The sequence below is a fragment of the Thermophagus sp. OGC60D27 genome, assembly GCF_052400625.1.
GTDB lineage: Bacteria > Bacteroidota > Bacteroidia > Bacteroidales > Marinilabiliaceae > Thermophagus.
The window spans coordinates 30,249-46,228 of record NZ_JBQTGH010000014.1 but is presented as its reverse complement, the minus strand read 5'-3'; the positions used below and the strand labels follow the sequence as shown (position 1 = coordinate 46,228).

The following is a 15,980-nucleotide window of genomic DNA, read 5'->3' as shown; positions in this document are numbered from 1 at the left end:
CTTATTTTTTAAGGAATTCATAAAGTTGTCCGGCCACTTCAAAAGTTTCCAATGTGGTTCCCAACAGAGGGATCCCCTCCTTTTGGCTTTGGGCAAGGGTGTCGGCATCCGGCTTCAAGCCTTTAACCAGTATCACTGCCGCCACCTCCTTCAGGGAAGCCACGGCCATTACATTTTTATGGGTTTGAAGAGTAATCCACACATCCCCTTCGGACGCATTTCCCATCACATCGCTCAATAAGTCGGACACATAACCGCCTGCGATGGGCCGATGAAGGCCATTTTCACCGCCAAATACGGTTAATCCCAGTTTATTGATCATCTCACTGACTGTCATTTTCGGCTCCTTTCTTATTACAGTTTTTATCCAATCGGTTTTCCCCCCAGATTTTTTCAATAATTCTCAACGCATGGTCACCACTTAATTTTCGATGCTTCTCCATCATTCGTTGAATAAATACACAGGCCGAAAGCTGGGCTGTGCCTCTTACAACATCCTGTGCCAAGCTCTGACAATTAGGTGCGCCACATGCGCCACAATCAATCCCCGGCAAAAAGCACATCAAGTGACGTACCTGCTGAATCTTTCTTAATGCTTCGCCCACATCCGGATCCAAAGCCAACATTGAACGAGGTTTTAGCTCGTCCCGTGCAATGCTGTTACCGCCCAAAAAACCGGAATAGGCTTTAATGTCTCCCGGTATGTCGGCTACCCCTTGAAAACGATGCGCCCTTTTGTTGAGTCGTTCGGTGGTCAGGAATCGGTTTCCTCCCACCAATACACCTCCTGCACAACTCTGATCGCAGGCTCTGAGTTCCAGAAAATCGAGATCGCTGAATTCATCGTTTTCCAGTTTTTCCAAGAATTCAATGACATTATGAATGCCATCAATGGCCAGGCAGCGTCCTTCCATAGCGTTTGCCTCTCCTCCCGTCAAGCTGTATTTTATGGATCGCGGGCTAAGTAACGGAAGCATTTCACCAGGTGAAATACTGTTTCTGTTTTTCCGGTTTTTAATCAATCTGTATATTCTATTGTAGATGAAGTCCATATTAATCACGCCATCCAAAGAGGATCTTTTCTCACCGACAGGACTTTTCACTGCAGCAATCTTGGCGGCACAAGGGGTGACATAAAAAATGCCTATATCGTCGGGATTGTGTCCTTCATCTTCCAGCCGTTTTCTAAAATAGAGTGCAGAAACATCGATGGGGGGTTTTATTCGCATGACCTGATGCAGCAAAGCAGGAAATTTAATTTGAATCAACCGGACGATGGCCGGACAAAAGGAAGAAATAACCGGTTTATCCTCTGTGTCCCGTGCAGCTTCAAGCATAGATTTAATGATGGACCCAGCGGTGTGTTCGGTTTGGAACACGTGGGTAAACCCCAGTTCGCGCATAACCGAGAAAATTCCGGCTTCAGTCACTTCGGACGGAAACTGGCCAATTAATACCGACGGCACGAGAGCGACTCTGCACTTGAAACGAAATATCCGTTCAAAATCGTCTTGCTCAACAAAGATGGCGTCCACCGGACAGACGCGCATACACTCGCCACAGTCCACACACCAGTTGTCCAGAATCAATGCTTTCCCATTTCGAATCCTGATGGCCTCCACCGGACACGCATTCAGGCAATGGGTGCATCCGTAACAAAGGTCTTCATTCACCTTCAAAGCGTGATAAATTCTGACATCGGCCATTAATTTTTTTTATTTAAAAAGATTGATATTTCTACCACCGTACCTTTTCCCACTTCGCTGGAAATATTCAATAAGTCTGCATTTTTCTTCATATTGGGGAGTCCCATACCGGCTCCAAATCCCATTTCCCGAACTTCCTGGGAAGCAGTAGAAAAACCTTCCTGCATGGCCAGATCGATATCGGGAATTCCGGGACCCTGATCTTTTATAATTACATAAATCCTCTCCGGCTCAATCTCCACACAAATCCATCCTTTCCAGGCATGTGCCACCACATTCACTTCGCCTTCATAAAGGGCCACGACGAACCGTTTTATCGTTGCCGGAGGTACATTAATCTGTTTTAAAATTTTTTTCACGGCGCTGCTGGCGTTCCCGGCTTTTGAAAAATTTCCTCCCTCTATTTCATATTTTAAAATCATACTCCCATCCATTAGTATACAGGTTTCAATCCTGCCTCACTCAGTCTGGCAACAGCCCTGAACATGGAAAAGCGGCATTCCACAAGCACCATTTGATGTTCAAGGGCAACGTCAATCATCGGTGGATGGATACGCTTATTTCTTGCAAAAACAATACATTCAATATCTGCCATTTCTGCCGTCCGAATGGTTTGTAAATTATTCAGTCCGGTTATCAAGACAAGCTTATCAATGTCCAAGGTCAACACATCGCTCATTAAATCGCTGGCAAAACCATACTCCACTTCTCTTTCGAGAAATTCCTCTCCACAAACAATCTTTCCTTCCAGTATTTCCACCAACTTTCTAACTTTCATACGTCTACATATTGATAAAAACATTCATTCACCTCCTGAACCACAGCCACTTCACAGAATTAATTCATTTAAAGAATTTTTTCTATAATACATATACGAAACTACAATTTTTAACGAATTAAAAAAATGGAAAAAGACATTTTAGACAATCAATACTCAATCTAAATAACTTTAACAGTGATAACTAGAACACATCATCACAGCACAATTGCAAGGCAACAACCGATTTACAAAATTATCTTCTTTAAACACTATTTTATCTAAATTAACCCCACATTTTCCGGACTAAAAAACGGTTCCTCATAGTCAGCAAAAACTCCAAACCAATATTTTCTCAGCCCTCTCTCAAGCATAAAATTTACCCTTTTCACGGATCGAATGGAACGAACACGACTTGACCTATAAATTAATCCAATTAATACCCCATTCCCCTGTCATCGTCTTTTTTTAATTTGTAAACTTGCCAATTGGCAAGAAAAAAACTTTTTCTTCTTCTAGCTTCTGCAATTTTCCATATTTTTGACCGGGAGGAGCATTGCTGCTTCAAATCACGAAAGGTTCAGGCAACAGCAGATTAAATCTCAAACTTCCTATTATCATGAGTGCACTTCTGGTTATTCTAAGTCATAAGGAATCACAACCAAAATCCATTGTAGAGCTGGGGCGTCGTTTGGCAGGCATTTTGAATTTCAAACCTTTATTCACCACCTGCGACGATAAAAACCTACACTTTCAAAAGCAATTGATAAAAGAAGGATATGATGTTTCGGGATCGGAAGAAACCTTTTTTCAAACGCTTAAATGGCAAACCGAGCATGCCGATACTGAGCTCTCTCTTGTGATGGTTTCCCAATCGCTTGTGCACCTCGAAAAAAGATTTAAAGCAACCCGGTTTTTCACACAATGTCGAATGTTAAAAATACCCTACCTTATATTACCTGAAAAACCGGATGTTAGCTGGAACCCACAACAAATATTTTTTCCGGTTTGCGGCCGTGAAGGTGAAAAAGAAGCCTCAGCCTGGTGCTTGTCATGGAGCAGGGCCTACAACAGCGAACTCACCATTTTTCATCCGGAATTCAAAAATAAAGAAAGCCAAAGGAGACTAAAACAATTGCTCCGTTTCACAACCCGATTGTTGGACCATTCAGACAATGCCTGCAAAACCATGAAATGCGTCACTTCCAAAAAAGAAACAATTAAAACGGCTGTAAAAAATGCGCAAATCACGCCAAACAGTCTGCTTATCATGCCGGCCACCCGCTTAAACTCTCCGGAATACGTATTTACAGGTCCACCGGAATTGAAATTGCTAAAGCAACGAGGCAATACCCCGATCCTGTTTGTCAATCCCCGTCACGATTTGTATTTACCTTGCAATTAACACATCAATCCATCAAAATTCATCATCAAGTTATTTCCGCAAGAAAGCGGAAAGCATCATATTGATTCTGGAACAAATAAAAAATCAACCTCCTTGCCCGAGAAAAAGGATATTTCATTTTCCTCAATATTTTCCCGAACTTTGCCAACAAAACTGCAGAAAAAGGTGAATCGCTATTTGAAAAAGAGAATTGCAGAAGGGGAACACCAGCAACAGGATTTCAAGTATGCCATCAACGACAGCAAAAAGATAGCTCGCTCACTGGCAGCATTTGCCAATACGGATGGCGGACGTTTACTGGTGGGTGTAAAAGATAACGGCCGCATTGCAGGGGTATCATCAGACGAGGAGTATTTCATGGTGGAAGCTGCGGCAAAACGTTATTGCAGGCCTCCAGTCGACTTCGAAGTGAAAGAATGGCATTCAGAGGGAAAGACAGTGATAGAGATCATCATACCGAAGAGTGAAAACAGACCACATAAAGCGCCTACCAAAGAAGGCAAATATAAAGTCTATGTCAGAGTAAAAGATCAGAATCTACTAGCGAACAGAGTATTGCTTAAAGTTTGGATGAGAGAGAAAAGAAGTCATGGAACTTTTGTTCAGTTACAAAAACCGGAACAAACGTTACTTAAGTGGTTCAATGATGAAAACAAGTTCATCACCCACTCAAAACTCTCCCGAATAGCTAAAATTTCCAGAAGAAAAGCCGAACAAATTTTAGTTAATCTTATTGTTCTCGGAATTTTAGATATAAAAGTTACCGAAAGGGGTGTGTTTTATATGCTTAAAGAACCACCCCTTGAAAATACTGAACAAGACCACACAAGAGCATCCAAAATCTGATCCGAAAGGAACAAGAACGGCCATTCTGACCACTGAGGCAACATTCGCTCGTGGTCAAATCCCATCGAAGCATGCGATTGTGTCGCATCGAAGTTAGGTATCCGTCGATGAATACGCAGATGTTCAACGTGCCCGGATGACACTTAAATATCAGGTCTTTTGTTTTTTCACGTTCCTTGCAGTTTCAAATTCCCGGCGTGATAAAATATTGACCCCATTCATAACACCATAAAATAACATAGTCCGTAATTATTTAATTGCCACACCTGATCATAAAAAGGATGGTGAATTTCCCAAGAATTATATATATTGGTGCTACCTATTCTCAACAAAGTTGAACAACTCAATATTTACACATCATGAAGAAAATGAATTATTTATTATCATTTATCTCAATAGTGACAGCAGTCATCGTTGTATCCTGTTCAACGGTTCCGATTACCGGGCGAAAACAGATGAACCTTTTGCCTGAATCGGAAATTATGGCTATGAGTTTTTCGCAATATGAAGAATTTTTAAGTCAAAACAACCTATCGAAAGACAAGGAAACAACTGAAATGGTGAAAAGAGTAGGGCAACGAATAGCCAATGCTGTCGAAACCTATTTTAAGAATCACGGAATGAGTGACCGGTTGGCAAATTTTGCCTGGGAATTTAACCTGGTAGATGATGACACCCCCAATGCCTGGTGCATGCCCGGAGGAAAAGTGGTAGTTTACACAGGCATATTACCTGTAACCCAAGATGAAACAGGACTGGCCGTAGTGATGGGGCATGAGATTGCCCATGCCGTAGCCCGGCACGGCAACGAACGGATGAGTCAACAATTGGCGGTTCAAGGACTTGGAACGGCTATATCGGTTGCTCTGGATGAAAAGCCCGAGCAGACCAAAAACATTTTTCTTGCGGCCTATGGCATCGGCTCCCAAGTGGTTTATACCCTGCCCTATTCACGGACTCATGAGACAGAAGCCGATAAAATGGGACTGATCTTTATGGCCATGGCAGGATATAATCCCCGGGAAGCTGTTAATTTCTGGAAACGTATGTCGCAACTGGGCGGCCAAAAACCGCCAGAATTTTTGAGCACTCACCCTGCTGACGAAACCAGAGCCAAGAATTTAAATGATTTTATGCCTGAGGCTCTTAAATACTATAATCCGCCGCAGAATTAATCTTCAGAACCGTTTCCCTCAGAATGGACAATTGGGTCATCAGACGATCCAGATGATTCAAATGCAACATATTGGCACCATCACTTTTTGCATTTGAGGGATCAAAGTGGGTTTCCAGGAAAATACCATCACACCCTGTGGCAATACCGGCTTTGGCGATGGTTTCGATAAGTTCCGGTTGACCTCCGGTCACGCCACTAGATTGGTTGGGTTGCTGCAGGGAGTGGGTAATATCCAGCACTACCGGCACATCCATTTTTTGCATTACCGGAATACCTCTGTAATCAACGATTAAATCCTGATAGCCGAACATGGTTCCGCGATCGGTGACCATTACATTGTCATTTCCGCTATCACGCACTTTATTAATGGCAAAAATCATTGATTCGGGTGCCAAAAATTGCCCTTTCTTTATATTAACCACCTTCCCGGTTTTGGCGGCTGCCACCAGGAGATCTGTCTGGCGACACAAGAACGCAGGAATTTGCAAAACATCTACATATTCGGCCGCCAATCGGGCTTCATCAGCGGAATGAATATCTGTAACGGTTGGAATATCGAATGTCTCAGAAACTTTCCTTAGAATTTTCAGCGCCTTTTCATCGCCGATACCGGTAAAAGAATCAATACGTGAGCGATTGGCTTTACGATACGATCCTTTAAATATGTATGGAATTTTCAATTTATCGGTAACACGCACAGCTTTTTCGGCAATTCTCAGGGCCATTTCTTCGCCTTCGATGGCACATGGTCCGGCCAACAAAAAAAACTGATCACTGTTTCCATGTTTAATTTTGGGTATGGTATTAATATTCATATCCGGAAAATTTATTCAAGTTAAAATAAAGTTCTTTGTTATGGGCTAATCTCTGTAGCACGACACATACATGCTATTTTCGTCCCTTCCACAATTTCTTCATTCGCTCAGCTATTTTGACTTCCTGCGGGTTGTCTTGCGGATGAAATAATTTGGTATCGTTCAGCGCTTGGGGCAGATAATCCTGAATCACAAAATTATCGGTGAAGTCATGGGCATATTTATATTCTTTCCCGTAGTTAAGTTCTTTCATCAATTTGGTAGGTGCATTTCTCAGATGCAAAGGAACCGGCAGATTACCTGTTTTTTTCACAATTTCCTGAGCCTTATTAATAGCCATATAAGCCGAATTACTTTTAGGACTGGTGGCAAGATAAATGGTTGCCTCGCTCAAAATAATTCTGGCCTCAGGCCATCCAACCTTATTGATGGCATCAAAAGCTGTGGTGGCTAACAACAAAGCATTTGGATTGGCCAGCCCTATATCTTCGGATGCAGATATGATTAACCGACGGGCAATAAATTTGGGATCTTCACCTCCTTCCACCATTCTGGCCAGCCAGTAAACGGCAGCATCCGGATCGCTCCCTCGAATGGACTTGATAAAGGCAGAAATGATATCGTAATGAATTTCACCGTTTTTATCATATTGAGCAGGATTCTGTTGAAGTTGTTTGGTTACATTCTCGTTCGTTATTTCAATGGTCTCATTATCATTAAACGAGTTGCAGATCAATTCAACAATATTGAGAAATTTTCTGGCATCTCCGCCGGCAAATCTAAATAACGCCTCATCTTCCTTTAACTCAATGTTTCTCTTTTTTAATACAGGATCATCTTTACATATCCTCTCAAACAACACCATTAACTCCTCTTTCTTCAAGGGCTTTAATACATAAACCTGACAGCGCGAAAGCAACGGGGAGATGACTTCAAATGAGGGATTCTCGGTGGTTGCACCGATCAAAGTAACGGTTCCTTCCTCCACAGCGCCGAGCAGGCTATCCTGTTGTGACTTACTGAACCGATGGATCTCGTCAATAAACAATATGGGAGAATCGGAATTGAAAAATCTTGCTTTTTTGGCTTTCTCAATCGCCTCGCGAACATCCTTTACCCCTGAGCTCACAGCCGAGAGAACAAAAAACGGTCGTTCCAGTTGCTTAGCAATAATTCTAGCCAATGTTGTTTTGCCTACTCCCGGTGGCCCCCATAAAATGATGGACGAGAGTCTTCCCGATGTAACCATCTGATAAAGAACAGCCCCCTTTCCGACCAGGTGTGTCTGACCAATATATTGATCAAGCGATTGAGGCCGCATACGTTCTGCCAGAGGGGGATATCCATTCATAGATCAATTAATTTTTTCAGAATAAGATCACAAAATTAAGAAATAAAACCCAGAAGGATAAAAGTATTTCAGTTGTCAGACAGAAGATCTAAGAGAATTGGTTTTATATTCGTTAGATAAACCACAAAACCTAGGATACTATTGATTTTCCAAATATCCGCATTGCCTTAATGAATCATAGAAAACCTGTTGTACCGAAGTTCTTATGTTCAGATCGTATATTTTGGCATTGTTACGAGTGGGAAACACCCTGTTCGACAGAAAGATATACACTAGATCATAATCAGGATCTATCCAAAAGAAAGTACCCGTAAACCCGGAATGGCCATAGCTAGACGGACTAACCGAGGGTGCAGGATACGCCTCTTCCAACGACAAACCTGAATTTTTCAACAACGGTTTATCAAACCCCAATCCTCTACGGTTATTATTTTCAGGAAATTGAACCTCAGAAAACTCCTGAATAATTTTGGCATCGATAAACCTTTCCCCGCCATAACATCCTTCATTGAGATACATTTGCAACAATTTTGCCAGGTCGTTTGCATTGGAAAATAAGCCAGCATTCCCACTAATGCCGCCCAGCACGGCAGCGGCCTCGTCATGGACATATCCATGAACCAGCTTTTTTCGAAAATAACGGTCATATTCCGTAGGAACAATACGTTCTTCAGAGACTCTCTCAAGCGGATTATACATAAGAAACGAAGCTCCCAAAGGACGAAAAAAGAGCGAGTCTAGGTAATGCTCATAATCAACCCCTGTTAAAGTGCTAATCATCTCGGGATATATAATAAACGAAAGACCTGAATACTTATAGTCCTTACTTTTCAACAAATCACTCTTACGCACCGATCGATAGATTTTTCGTTTAAATCGGGGTTTTAAATAAAGATGATCATCCACTTTCACACCCTCATTAAAATCAAACCACCGTCGTGAATACCTCCCATCTTTTAGTGCCATCTTCCAATAGGCGATATAGGGTATTAAGCCCGCCTGATGGGCTAAAACATCTCGAAATATCAAGTTTTCCTTATTAGAACGGTGTAAAAAACCCGACTTCCAATCCGGGAAATATTTACTGAGTGGATCATCCAAATTGATAATCCCATCTCCGCATAATTTCATTAGCACCGGTAACGGGCCTGTTGCTTTCGTAACCGATGCCAGGTCGTAAAGGTCATCCAGTGCTACCGACTGACGTTTTTCGTAAGTATGATACCCATAAGCTTTATGAAAAACCACCTTTCCATTGCGGGCCACCAGAACCTGGCATCCCGGAAAGGCCTTTTCTTCAATTCCCCTGTTGATAATGGAATCCACCTTATGAGAAATAGAGACACTACTCATACCTACCTCCTCCGGCATAGTGTATTTTAGTCTTATACCTCCCGGGGTGTCAACTCCTTGTCCACCATAAAAAACATCCCCCACCGAAACCGGCAGTCTTCCGGTGGCACCAATGCCACCAAACAGTACCTGGGCAGATACATCCTGAGTGATTTCGTTATTTTGATAGGCAATGAGCAATCCTTTCACTTTATCTACATGATTCCATGCGGCCAATTGGTAAGGGTTATCCAGAAAAGCCACAAGACTATTTTTTCTCTGAAGTAAATCTATTAAATCGCTTCTCTGATCAGGCGCTAAGAAATCCCAATCGTCTCCAATAGCCACCACTAAACGGTCGTATTTTTCCAGATGATCAAGAGTGCTTTGAAATAGCTGAGGTTTGGCAGAGGAAAACCTGAAAAACGGCATCTCTTTATAACTCAAAACCCTGTTCTCAAAGTGAGGAAGTTCACCAACCGTGACACCTGCGAAATGGCCATCTTCAAGACTTTTTACCGGGATGGATTGCTCATGATTAACGACCACCGTCATAGCAGCCTCATACAGTTGCCGTTCCAATAATGCTGCAAAGGGAGTATTGACACGTTCAGAAAGACTATCCGATTGGATTTCAGGAGTATTATTCAATCCAAAAAAATACTTAAACGCCAAGACTTTTTTACATTTTACCTCAATATCGTTCCAACTCATTTTTCCTTTAGCAATGAAGTCTTTGACGGTCTTAATAGCTCCCGGAAGGTCAGCCGTCAACTCAACCACATCGTTACCAACTTGCAGTGCAATAGCATCTACGACCCCAGGCCGCCCCATCGTCTTGGCTCCTTTCATCGTGATCGCATCAGTGATAACCAACCCTTTGAAATTTAAAGAATCCTTTAACACTTTCCGAACAATATTCTCTGATAAGCTGGCGGGGACACCTCGCGAAGGTTCCAATGCCGGCACCTCCAGATGGCCTGTCATTATGCCCCAAACGCCGGATTGTATTAATTGGGAGAAAGGTTTAAGTTCTGTTTTCTCAAGATGTTTGCGAGAATGTGGAATTAAAGGTAAAGATTTATGAGAGTCCATATTGGTATCCCCATGGCCCGGGAAATGCTTTGCAACAGCCATAACGCCGCCATCCTGAAGACCTCCCATATAGGCATTGGCCTTGGTGGAGACCTTACTCGGGTCTTCACCGAAAGAACGGCGTCCGATGACGGGATTATCAGGGTTATTGTTCACATCAACAACAGGGGCAAGGTTTACGTGAATTCCCACCTCTTTCAATTGTCTGGCAATCTCCTTCCCCATTTGATAAATTAATTGATCATCCTGAATGGCACCAAGCGTCATCGCATAAGGATAAGATATGGTTTCATTAAAACGCATTCCCAGGCCCCACTCCCCATCTACTGCAACAAACAATGGAACTTTGGACAGCTCTTGCAAATAATTGGTCATGGTTACCATCCGGCTTAAATCACTGCGAAAATAAATAACCCCTCCCGGTTGCCATTTTTTTATAAATTCAGCATCCTCATCCATTTTAGCAGGGTTTCCTGAGGCATCCCCCCTTATCCAAAACAATTGAGCGATGCGTTCGTCCGGAGTTAATGTATGATAAACCGAATCGGCCCAAGATTTACCATACTGTATGATGGATGATGGATTATTGTTTTGAGCCAAAAATGAATCCTGACCCCATAAAACAAGCAAAAAAACAGTCAGGACTCTAGAATATAAGAACTTAGTCATTGGATTTAATTAATATAATTTCACGGTCTGATTCACAAAAATTTATGCCTGACCAGCAGGTCCAAAACTCATAGGCGGGAAACCACCCTGATCATTATTAGCTCCAATATTTTTGATTGTCCCATAAATCTCCTCAAATCTGGCCACATTATCGCTCAACGCTTGAAGTAAACGCTTCGCATGTTCCGGAGTTAGTACTATTCTGGACTTCACCGAGGCCTTAGGGATGCCGGGCATAATGCGTGCAAAATCAATCACAAATTCGGAAGGAGAATGGCTAATGATAGCAAGATTGGAATAGATCCCTTGTGCAACATCGGGATTCAGTTCAATCTTCATTTGACCTTTTTTATTATTATTTGAATCGTCCATAATGTAAAGCTTTATAAGATTTTTTACATAAAACAGGTTAAAGATATTGATTTTGGATGAATTCCCCTATCTGTAGGATACAATAAAAGCGCGGCTCCCTAAAGGAAACCGCGCTTTTTTTAAATTACTTATCAGTTAAAATCCGATTTATCGGTCCGTTACTTGTTCTGATTCACGTTTACTGACAAGTTTATCGTACTCTTCCTGAGAGCCAACGATAATCTTTTCATATTCACGCAATCCGGTTCCTGCCGGAATCAAATGGCCACAAATCACATTTTCTTTAAGACCATCTAACTGATCCACCTTACCTTGAATGGCAGCTTCGTTAAGAACCTTGGTCGTTTCCTGGAAGGAAGCGGCAGACATAAAGCTCTTGGTCTGCAATGCAGCTCTGGTAATTCCCTGCAGAACCTGACTTGAAGTAGCAGGGACCGCATCTCGTGTTTGTACGAGTTTCAGGTCTTTACGCTTAAGCTGGGAGTTTTCATCGCGAAGGCGACGGGCAGTAACGATTTGACCGGCACGAAGCGATGTTGAATCACCGGGATCCACCACAACTTTCTTACCCCAAATCTCATCGTTTTCCTCCATAAACTCAATCTTATCCACAATCTGTCTTTCAAGGAATTTGGTATCACCGGGATCGTCGATTTCAACTTTGCGCATCATTTGTCGTACAATGATTTCAAAGTGTTTATCGTTAATCTTCACACCCTGCAAACGATACACATCCTGAACTTCATTCACGATATACTCCTGAACGGCAGTAGGACCTTTAATGGCCAGGATATCAGCAGGCGTGGTAGCACCATCAGATAGGGGTGTACCCGCTCTTACATAATCGTTTTCCTGAACAAGTATCTGTTTTGATAAAGGCACCAGATACTTCTTCACTTCTCCGTTTTTAGAGGTAACAATGATCTCACGGTTACCACGTTTAACTTTTCCAAAGGCCACCTCACCATCAATTTCTGAAACCACAGCCGGATTGGAAGGATTACGAGCCTCAAACAACTCAGTAACTCTGGGCAAACCACCTGTGATATCACCGGCCCGTCCCATAGCTCTAGGAATTTTGGCAAGGGTCTCACCTTGTTTGATGCTATCCCCGTCATCCACTGAAACGTGGGCACCAACCGGCAAGTTATAAACCTTAATCACATCGCCATTGGAATCTGTAATATGAACAGCGGGGTTTTTCGTTTTATCCCTGCTTTCAATAATTACTTTTTCACGATACCCGGTTTGTTCGTCAGATTCCTCTTTAAAGGTAACACCGTCGATCATATTTTCAAACGTAATGGTACCTGCTTTCTCCGTAATGATCAACGCATTGAAAGGATCCCATTCACAAATAAGATCGCCTTTTTTCAGCTCGGTACCATTTTTTATAAAAAGTTTGGCACCATATGGAATCGGTTGGGTAGTAAGGGCAATATTGGTATTTTTATCAATAATCCTCAATTCGGCAAGTCGTCCAATTACCACATCAACATCAACACCTTCATCTGTGGTATAGGGTACCGTTCTCAATTCATCAAACTCAGCAATTCCCTCATAACGGGCCAACATATTGTTTTCGGATGTCACGTTGGAAGCAGTACCCCCGACGTGGAATGTCCGCAGTGTCAGCTGTGTTCCCGGTTCACCGATAGACTGTGCAGCAATCACACCCACAGCCTCCCCTTTATGTACCATTTTACCGGTAGATAGGTTACGACCGTAACATTTGGCGCAAACACCTTTTTTAGATTCACAAGTCAATACGGAACGAATTTCAACTCTCTCGATGGGTGATTCTTCAATAATTCGTGCTGATTCTTCATTAATTTCCTCACCACTCTTTACAATAACCTCTCCCGTATTGGGATGATATACATCATGCACAGAGACCCGTCCTAGAATACGCTCATACAATGAAGCTACCACTTCCTCATTACTTTTAATGGCAGTAGCTGTAAGTCCCCGCAAGGTTCCGCAATCCTCTTCATTAATGATGACATCCTGCGAAACATCTACCAGACGACGTGTCAAATAACCGGCATCTGCTGTTTTCAACGCAGTATCCGCCAACCCTTTACGAGCACCGTGTGTAGAAATAAAGTACTCAAGTACAGAAAGTCCTTCTTTAAAGTTGGAAAGAATCGGGTTTTCAATAATCTGTCCTCCCTCTGCACCTGACTTTTGAGGCTTAGCCATCAAACCACGCATACCGGAAAGCTGTCGTATCTGTTCTTTAGATCCCCGAGCTCCGGAGTCAAGCATCATATAAACAGAATTGAAACCATCCTGGTCGGAACTCAATTGTTCCATAAGAGTTTGGGTTAACTTGGCATTGACATGCGTCCAGATATCAATAATCTGATTATATCGCTCATTGTTGGTAATAAATCCCATGTTGTAGTTATTCACTACATCTTCCACTTCCTTATAACCCTCATTAACAAGCGTTGCTTTTTCAGCCGGAATAATTACATCCTGGAGATTAAAAGAAAGACCTCCTTCGAATGCCATACGATATCCCAGAGATTTGATATCATCAAGAAAGGCTGCAGTCCTTGGTGTACCGCACACTTTATGCACTCTACCGATAATATCCCTTAAAGCCTTTTTCGTCAATAAGGTATTGATGTATCCTACTTCTTTAGGAACGAATTCATTGAATAATATTCTTCCGACGGTAGTTTCGATCATCACCTTAGCCAATTCCCCCTCTTCATTCAGGTCGAGAGTTTTAACTTTTACCTTTGTGTGCAATTCTACTTTGCGCTCATTATAAGCGATTTTGGCTTCTTCGGGTGAATAGAAAACCAACCCTTCATTTTTTGCTCCAGGTCGAGCCTTGGTCATATAGTACAAACCAAGAACCATGTCCTGTGAAGGAACTGTAATAGGTGCACCATTAGCAGGGTTAAGAATATTTTGACTACCCAACATTAACATTTGCGCTTCCAAAATGGCCGCATTTCCCAACGGTAAATGAACCGCCATCTGGTCACCGTCAAAGTCGGCGTTAAAGGCAGAACATGCCAGCGGGTGAAGCTGGATAGCTTTTCCTTCAATTAATTTGGGTTGAAACGCCTGTATCCCCAATCGGTGCAGCGTTGGGGCCCGGTTCAACAGAACGGGATGTCCCTTCAATACATTTTCAAGGATATCCCAAACAACGGGATCTTTTCTGTCGACAATCTTCTTCGCCGATTTAACGGTTTTTACAATTCCTCGTTCAATCAGCTTTCTAATGATGAAAGGCTTGTAGAGTTCTGCTGCCATCTCCTTAGGCAAACCGCATTCGTGCATTTTAAGTTCGGGTCCTACAACAATAACAGAACGAGCCGAATAATCCACACGTTTCCCAAGGAGGTTTTGACGAAAACGACCTTGTTTACCCTTCAAACTATCACTAAGAGACTTCAATGGTCTGTTCGCATCCGTCTTGACGGCATTCGATTTACGGGAATTATCAAACAAGGAATCAACTGCTTCCTGAAGCATCCGTTTTTCATTCCTCAAAATTACTTCAGGAGCTTTTATTTCGATCAATCGTTTCAACCGGTTATTCCGGATGATTACTCTTCGATACAAATCATTAAGGTCAGAAGTGGCAAAGCGACCACCATCCAATGGAACCAATGGCCTTAACTCAGGTGGAATAACCGGGACCACTTTCACGATCATCCACTCGGGACGGTTAACTCCTTTGGATTCACGAAACGACTCTACAACCTGCAATCTTTTGAGTGCTTCATTTTTACGTTGTTGGGAAGTTTCTGTATTTGCCTTATGGCGAAGGTCGTAGGACAATTCGTCCAAATTAAGACGTGATAAAATCATATGCAACGCCTCAGCCCCCATTTTGGCAATAAACTTATTGGGGTCGTCATCGTCCAGATGTTGGTTATCTTTCGGCAAACTGTCGAGGATATCAAGATACTCCTCTTCAGTAAGGAAATCCATATATTTTATACCATCAGCGGCAGCGACTCCAGGTTGCACAACAACATAACGCTCATAATATATTATCGAATCAAGCTTTTTAGTTGGCAATCCCAACAAATAACCTATTTTGTTAGGTAAGGAGCGAAAATACCAGATATGTGCCACGGGCACAACAAGGGATATGTGTCCCATACGTTCCCGACGCACCTTCTTTTCTGTCACTTCAACCCCACACCGGTCACAAACTATGCCCCGATAACGGATCCGCTTATATTTTCCACAATGACACTCATAGTCCTTTACAGGACCAAAAATGCGTTCGCAGAACAACCCGTCCCGTTCGGGTTTATAGGTTCGATAGTTAATGGTTTCAGGTTTTAGCACTTCACCACTTGATCTCTCAAGAATTTCTTCCGGTGAAGCCAACCCTATGGTTATACGAGAAAAATTACTCTTGACTTTCTGATCTCTTCTGAATGCCATATATAGCCGAGTATTAGAAATTTAAAACTA

The 15,980-nt window shown here is 42.5% G+C and carries 12 protein-coding genes; 3 read left to right on the top strand and 9 right to left on the bottom strand.

Translation table 11 applies throughout. The annotated features are described in order from the left end of the window. Position 1 precedes the first annotated feature (1 nt). Genes ACT29H_RS14855 through ACT29H_RS14840 form a run of 4 tightly spaced genes read right to left on the bottom strand, consistent with a single transcriptional unit; the run spans position 2 to position 2,484 of the window. Entirely contained in the window at positions 2-337 is a 336-nt protein-coding gene (locus ACT29H_RS14855; RefSeq protein WP_444822436.1) for a DRTGG domain-containing protein, read from the bottom strand. After that, positions 324-1,706: a [Fe-Fe] hydrogenase large subunit C-terminal domain-containing protein gene (locus tag ACT29H_RS14850; RefSeq protein WP_444822435.1), complete on the bottom strand. Its 1,383-nt coding sequence runs from the start codon at positions 1,704-1,706 to the stop codon at positions 324-326. Before ACT29H_RS14850 ends, ACT29H_RS14855 begins: the two co-directional genes overlap by 14 nt. Then, a complete protein-coding gene (locus tag ACT29H_RS14845) occupies positions 1,706-2,128 on the bottom strand; it encodes an ATP-binding protein (RefSeq protein WP_444822434.1) in 423 nt (140 codons plus the stop codon). The genes ACT29H_RS14850 and ACT29H_RS14845 overlap by 1 nt, the downstream gene beginning before the upstream one ends. 11 nt (positions 2,129-2,139) lie before the next feature. Next, complete coding sequence (locus ACT29H_RS14840) at positions 2,140-2,484, bottom strand: hypothetical protein (RefSeq protein ID WP_444822433.1); 345 nt, start codon at positions 2,482-2,484, stop codon at positions 2,140-2,142. Positions 2,485-3,082: 598 nt separating this feature from the next. Between ACT29H_RS14840 and ACT29H_RS14835 the strand changes: the two genes are divergently transcribed. The 3 genes from ACT29H_RS14835 to ACT29H_RS14825 all read left to right on the top strand — a co-directional run bounded on the left by ACT29H_RS14835 (position 3,083) and on the right by ACT29H_RS14825 (position 5,889). Then, positions 3,083-3,868, top strand: a complete 786-nt coding sequence (locus ACT29H_RS14835) for a hypothetical protein (RefSeq protein WP_444822432.1) — start codon at positions 3,083-3,085, stop codon at positions 3,866-3,868. A gap of 177 nt (positions 3,869-4,045) precedes the next feature. After that, complete coding sequence (locus tag ACT29H_RS14830) at positions 4,046-4,714, top strand: AlbA family DNA-binding domain-containing protein (protein WP_444822431.1); 669 nt, start codon at positions 4,046-4,048, stop codon at positions 4,712-4,714. 359 nt (positions 4,715-5,073) lie between these two features. Then, a complete protein-coding gene (locus ACT29H_RS14825) occupies positions 5,074-5,889 on the top strand; it encodes a M48 family metallopeptidase (RefSeq protein ID WP_444822430.1) in 816 nt (271 codons plus the stop codon). On the opposite strand, the gene kdsA is transcribed toward ACT29H_RS14825, so the two are convergent. The 5 genes from kdsA to rpoC form a co-directional block, all read right to left on the bottom strand. Continuing rightward, entirely contained in the window at positions 5,861-6,706 is an 846-nt protein-coding gene (gene kdsA, locus ACT29H_RS14820) for a 3-deoxy-8-phosphooctulonate synthase (protein ID WP_444822429.1), read from the bottom strand. The genes ACT29H_RS14825 and kdsA overlap by 29 nt on opposite strands. Before the next feature lie 73 nt (positions 6,707-6,779). Next, complete coding sequence (locus tag ACT29H_RS14815) at positions 6,780-8,057, bottom strand: replication-associated recombination protein A (protein ID WP_444822428.1); 1,278 nt, start codon at positions 8,055-8,057, stop codon at positions 6,780-6,782. A 138-nt stretch (positions 8,058-8,195) separates the two neighbouring features. After that, entirely contained in the window at positions 8,196-11,153 is a 2,958-nt protein-coding gene (locus tag ACT29H_RS14810; protein ID WP_444822427.1) for a glycoside hydrolase family 3 N-terminal domain-containing protein, read from the bottom strand. A 42-nt stretch (positions 11,154-11,195) separates the two neighbouring features. Then, a complete protein-coding gene (locus tag ACT29H_RS14805) occupies positions 11,196-11,525 on the bottom strand; it encodes a DUF3467 domain-containing protein (protein ID WP_444822426.1) in 330 nt (109 codons plus the stop codon). A gap of 147 nt (positions 11,526-11,672) precedes the next feature. Next, on the bottom strand, positions 11,673-15,950 hold the full coding sequence (gene rpoC, locus ACT29H_RS14800) for a DNA-directed RNA polymerase subunit beta' (RefSeq protein WP_444822425.1): 4,278 nt from the start codon (positions 15,948-15,950) through the stop codon (positions 11,673-11,675). Positions 15,951-15,980: the final 30 nt, after the last annotated feature.

What these genes read in the sequence shown, in the direction of transcription:
- rpoC (WP_444822425.1), bottom strand. Translation starts at nt 15,950, where the DNA reads ATGGCATTCAGAAGAGATCAGAAAGTCAAGAGTAATTTTTCTCGTATA.
- ACT29H_RS14835 (WP_444822432.1), top strand. Translation starts at nt 3,083, where the DNA reads ATGAGTGCACTTCTGGTTATTCTAAGTCATAAGGAATCACAACCAAAA.
- ACT29H_RS14810 (WP_444822427.1), bottom strand. Translation starts at nt 11,153, where the DNA reads ATGACTAAGTTCTTATATTCTAGAGTCCTGACTGTTTTTTTGCTTGTT.
- ACT29H_RS14850 (WP_444822435.1), bottom strand. Translation starts at nt 1,706, where the DNA reads ATGGCCGATGTCAGAATTTATCACGCTTTGAAGGTGAATGAAGACCTT.
- kdsA (WP_444822429.1), bottom strand. Translation starts at nt 6,706, where the DNA reads ATGAATATTAATACCATACCCAAAATTAAACATGGAAACAGTGATCAG.
- ACT29H_RS14840 (WP_444822433.1), bottom strand. Translation starts at nt 2,484, where the DNA reads ATGAAAGTTAGAAAGTTGGTGGAAATACTGGAAGGAAAGATTGTTTGT.
- ACT29H_RS14855 (WP_444822436.1), bottom strand. Translation starts at nt 337, where the DNA reads ATGACAGTCAGTGAGATGATCAATAAACTGGGATTAACCGTATTTGGC.
- ACT29H_RS14845 (WP_444822434.1), bottom strand. Translation starts at nt 2,128, where the DNA reads ATGATTTTAAAATATGAAATAGAGGGAGGAAATTTTTCAAAAGCCGGG.
- ACT29H_RS14805 (WP_444822426.1), bottom strand. Translation starts at nt 11,525, where the DNA reads ATGGACGATTCAAATAATAATAAAAAAGGTCAAATGAAGATTGAACTG.
- ACT29H_RS14815 (WP_444822428.1), bottom strand. Translation starts at nt 8,057, where the DNA reads ATGAATGGATATCCCCCTCTGGCAGAACGTATGCGGCCTCAATCGCTT.
- ACT29H_RS14825 (WP_444822430.1), top strand. Translation starts at nt 5,074, where the DNA reads ATGAAGAAAATGAATTATTTATTATCATTTATCTCAATAGTGACAGCA.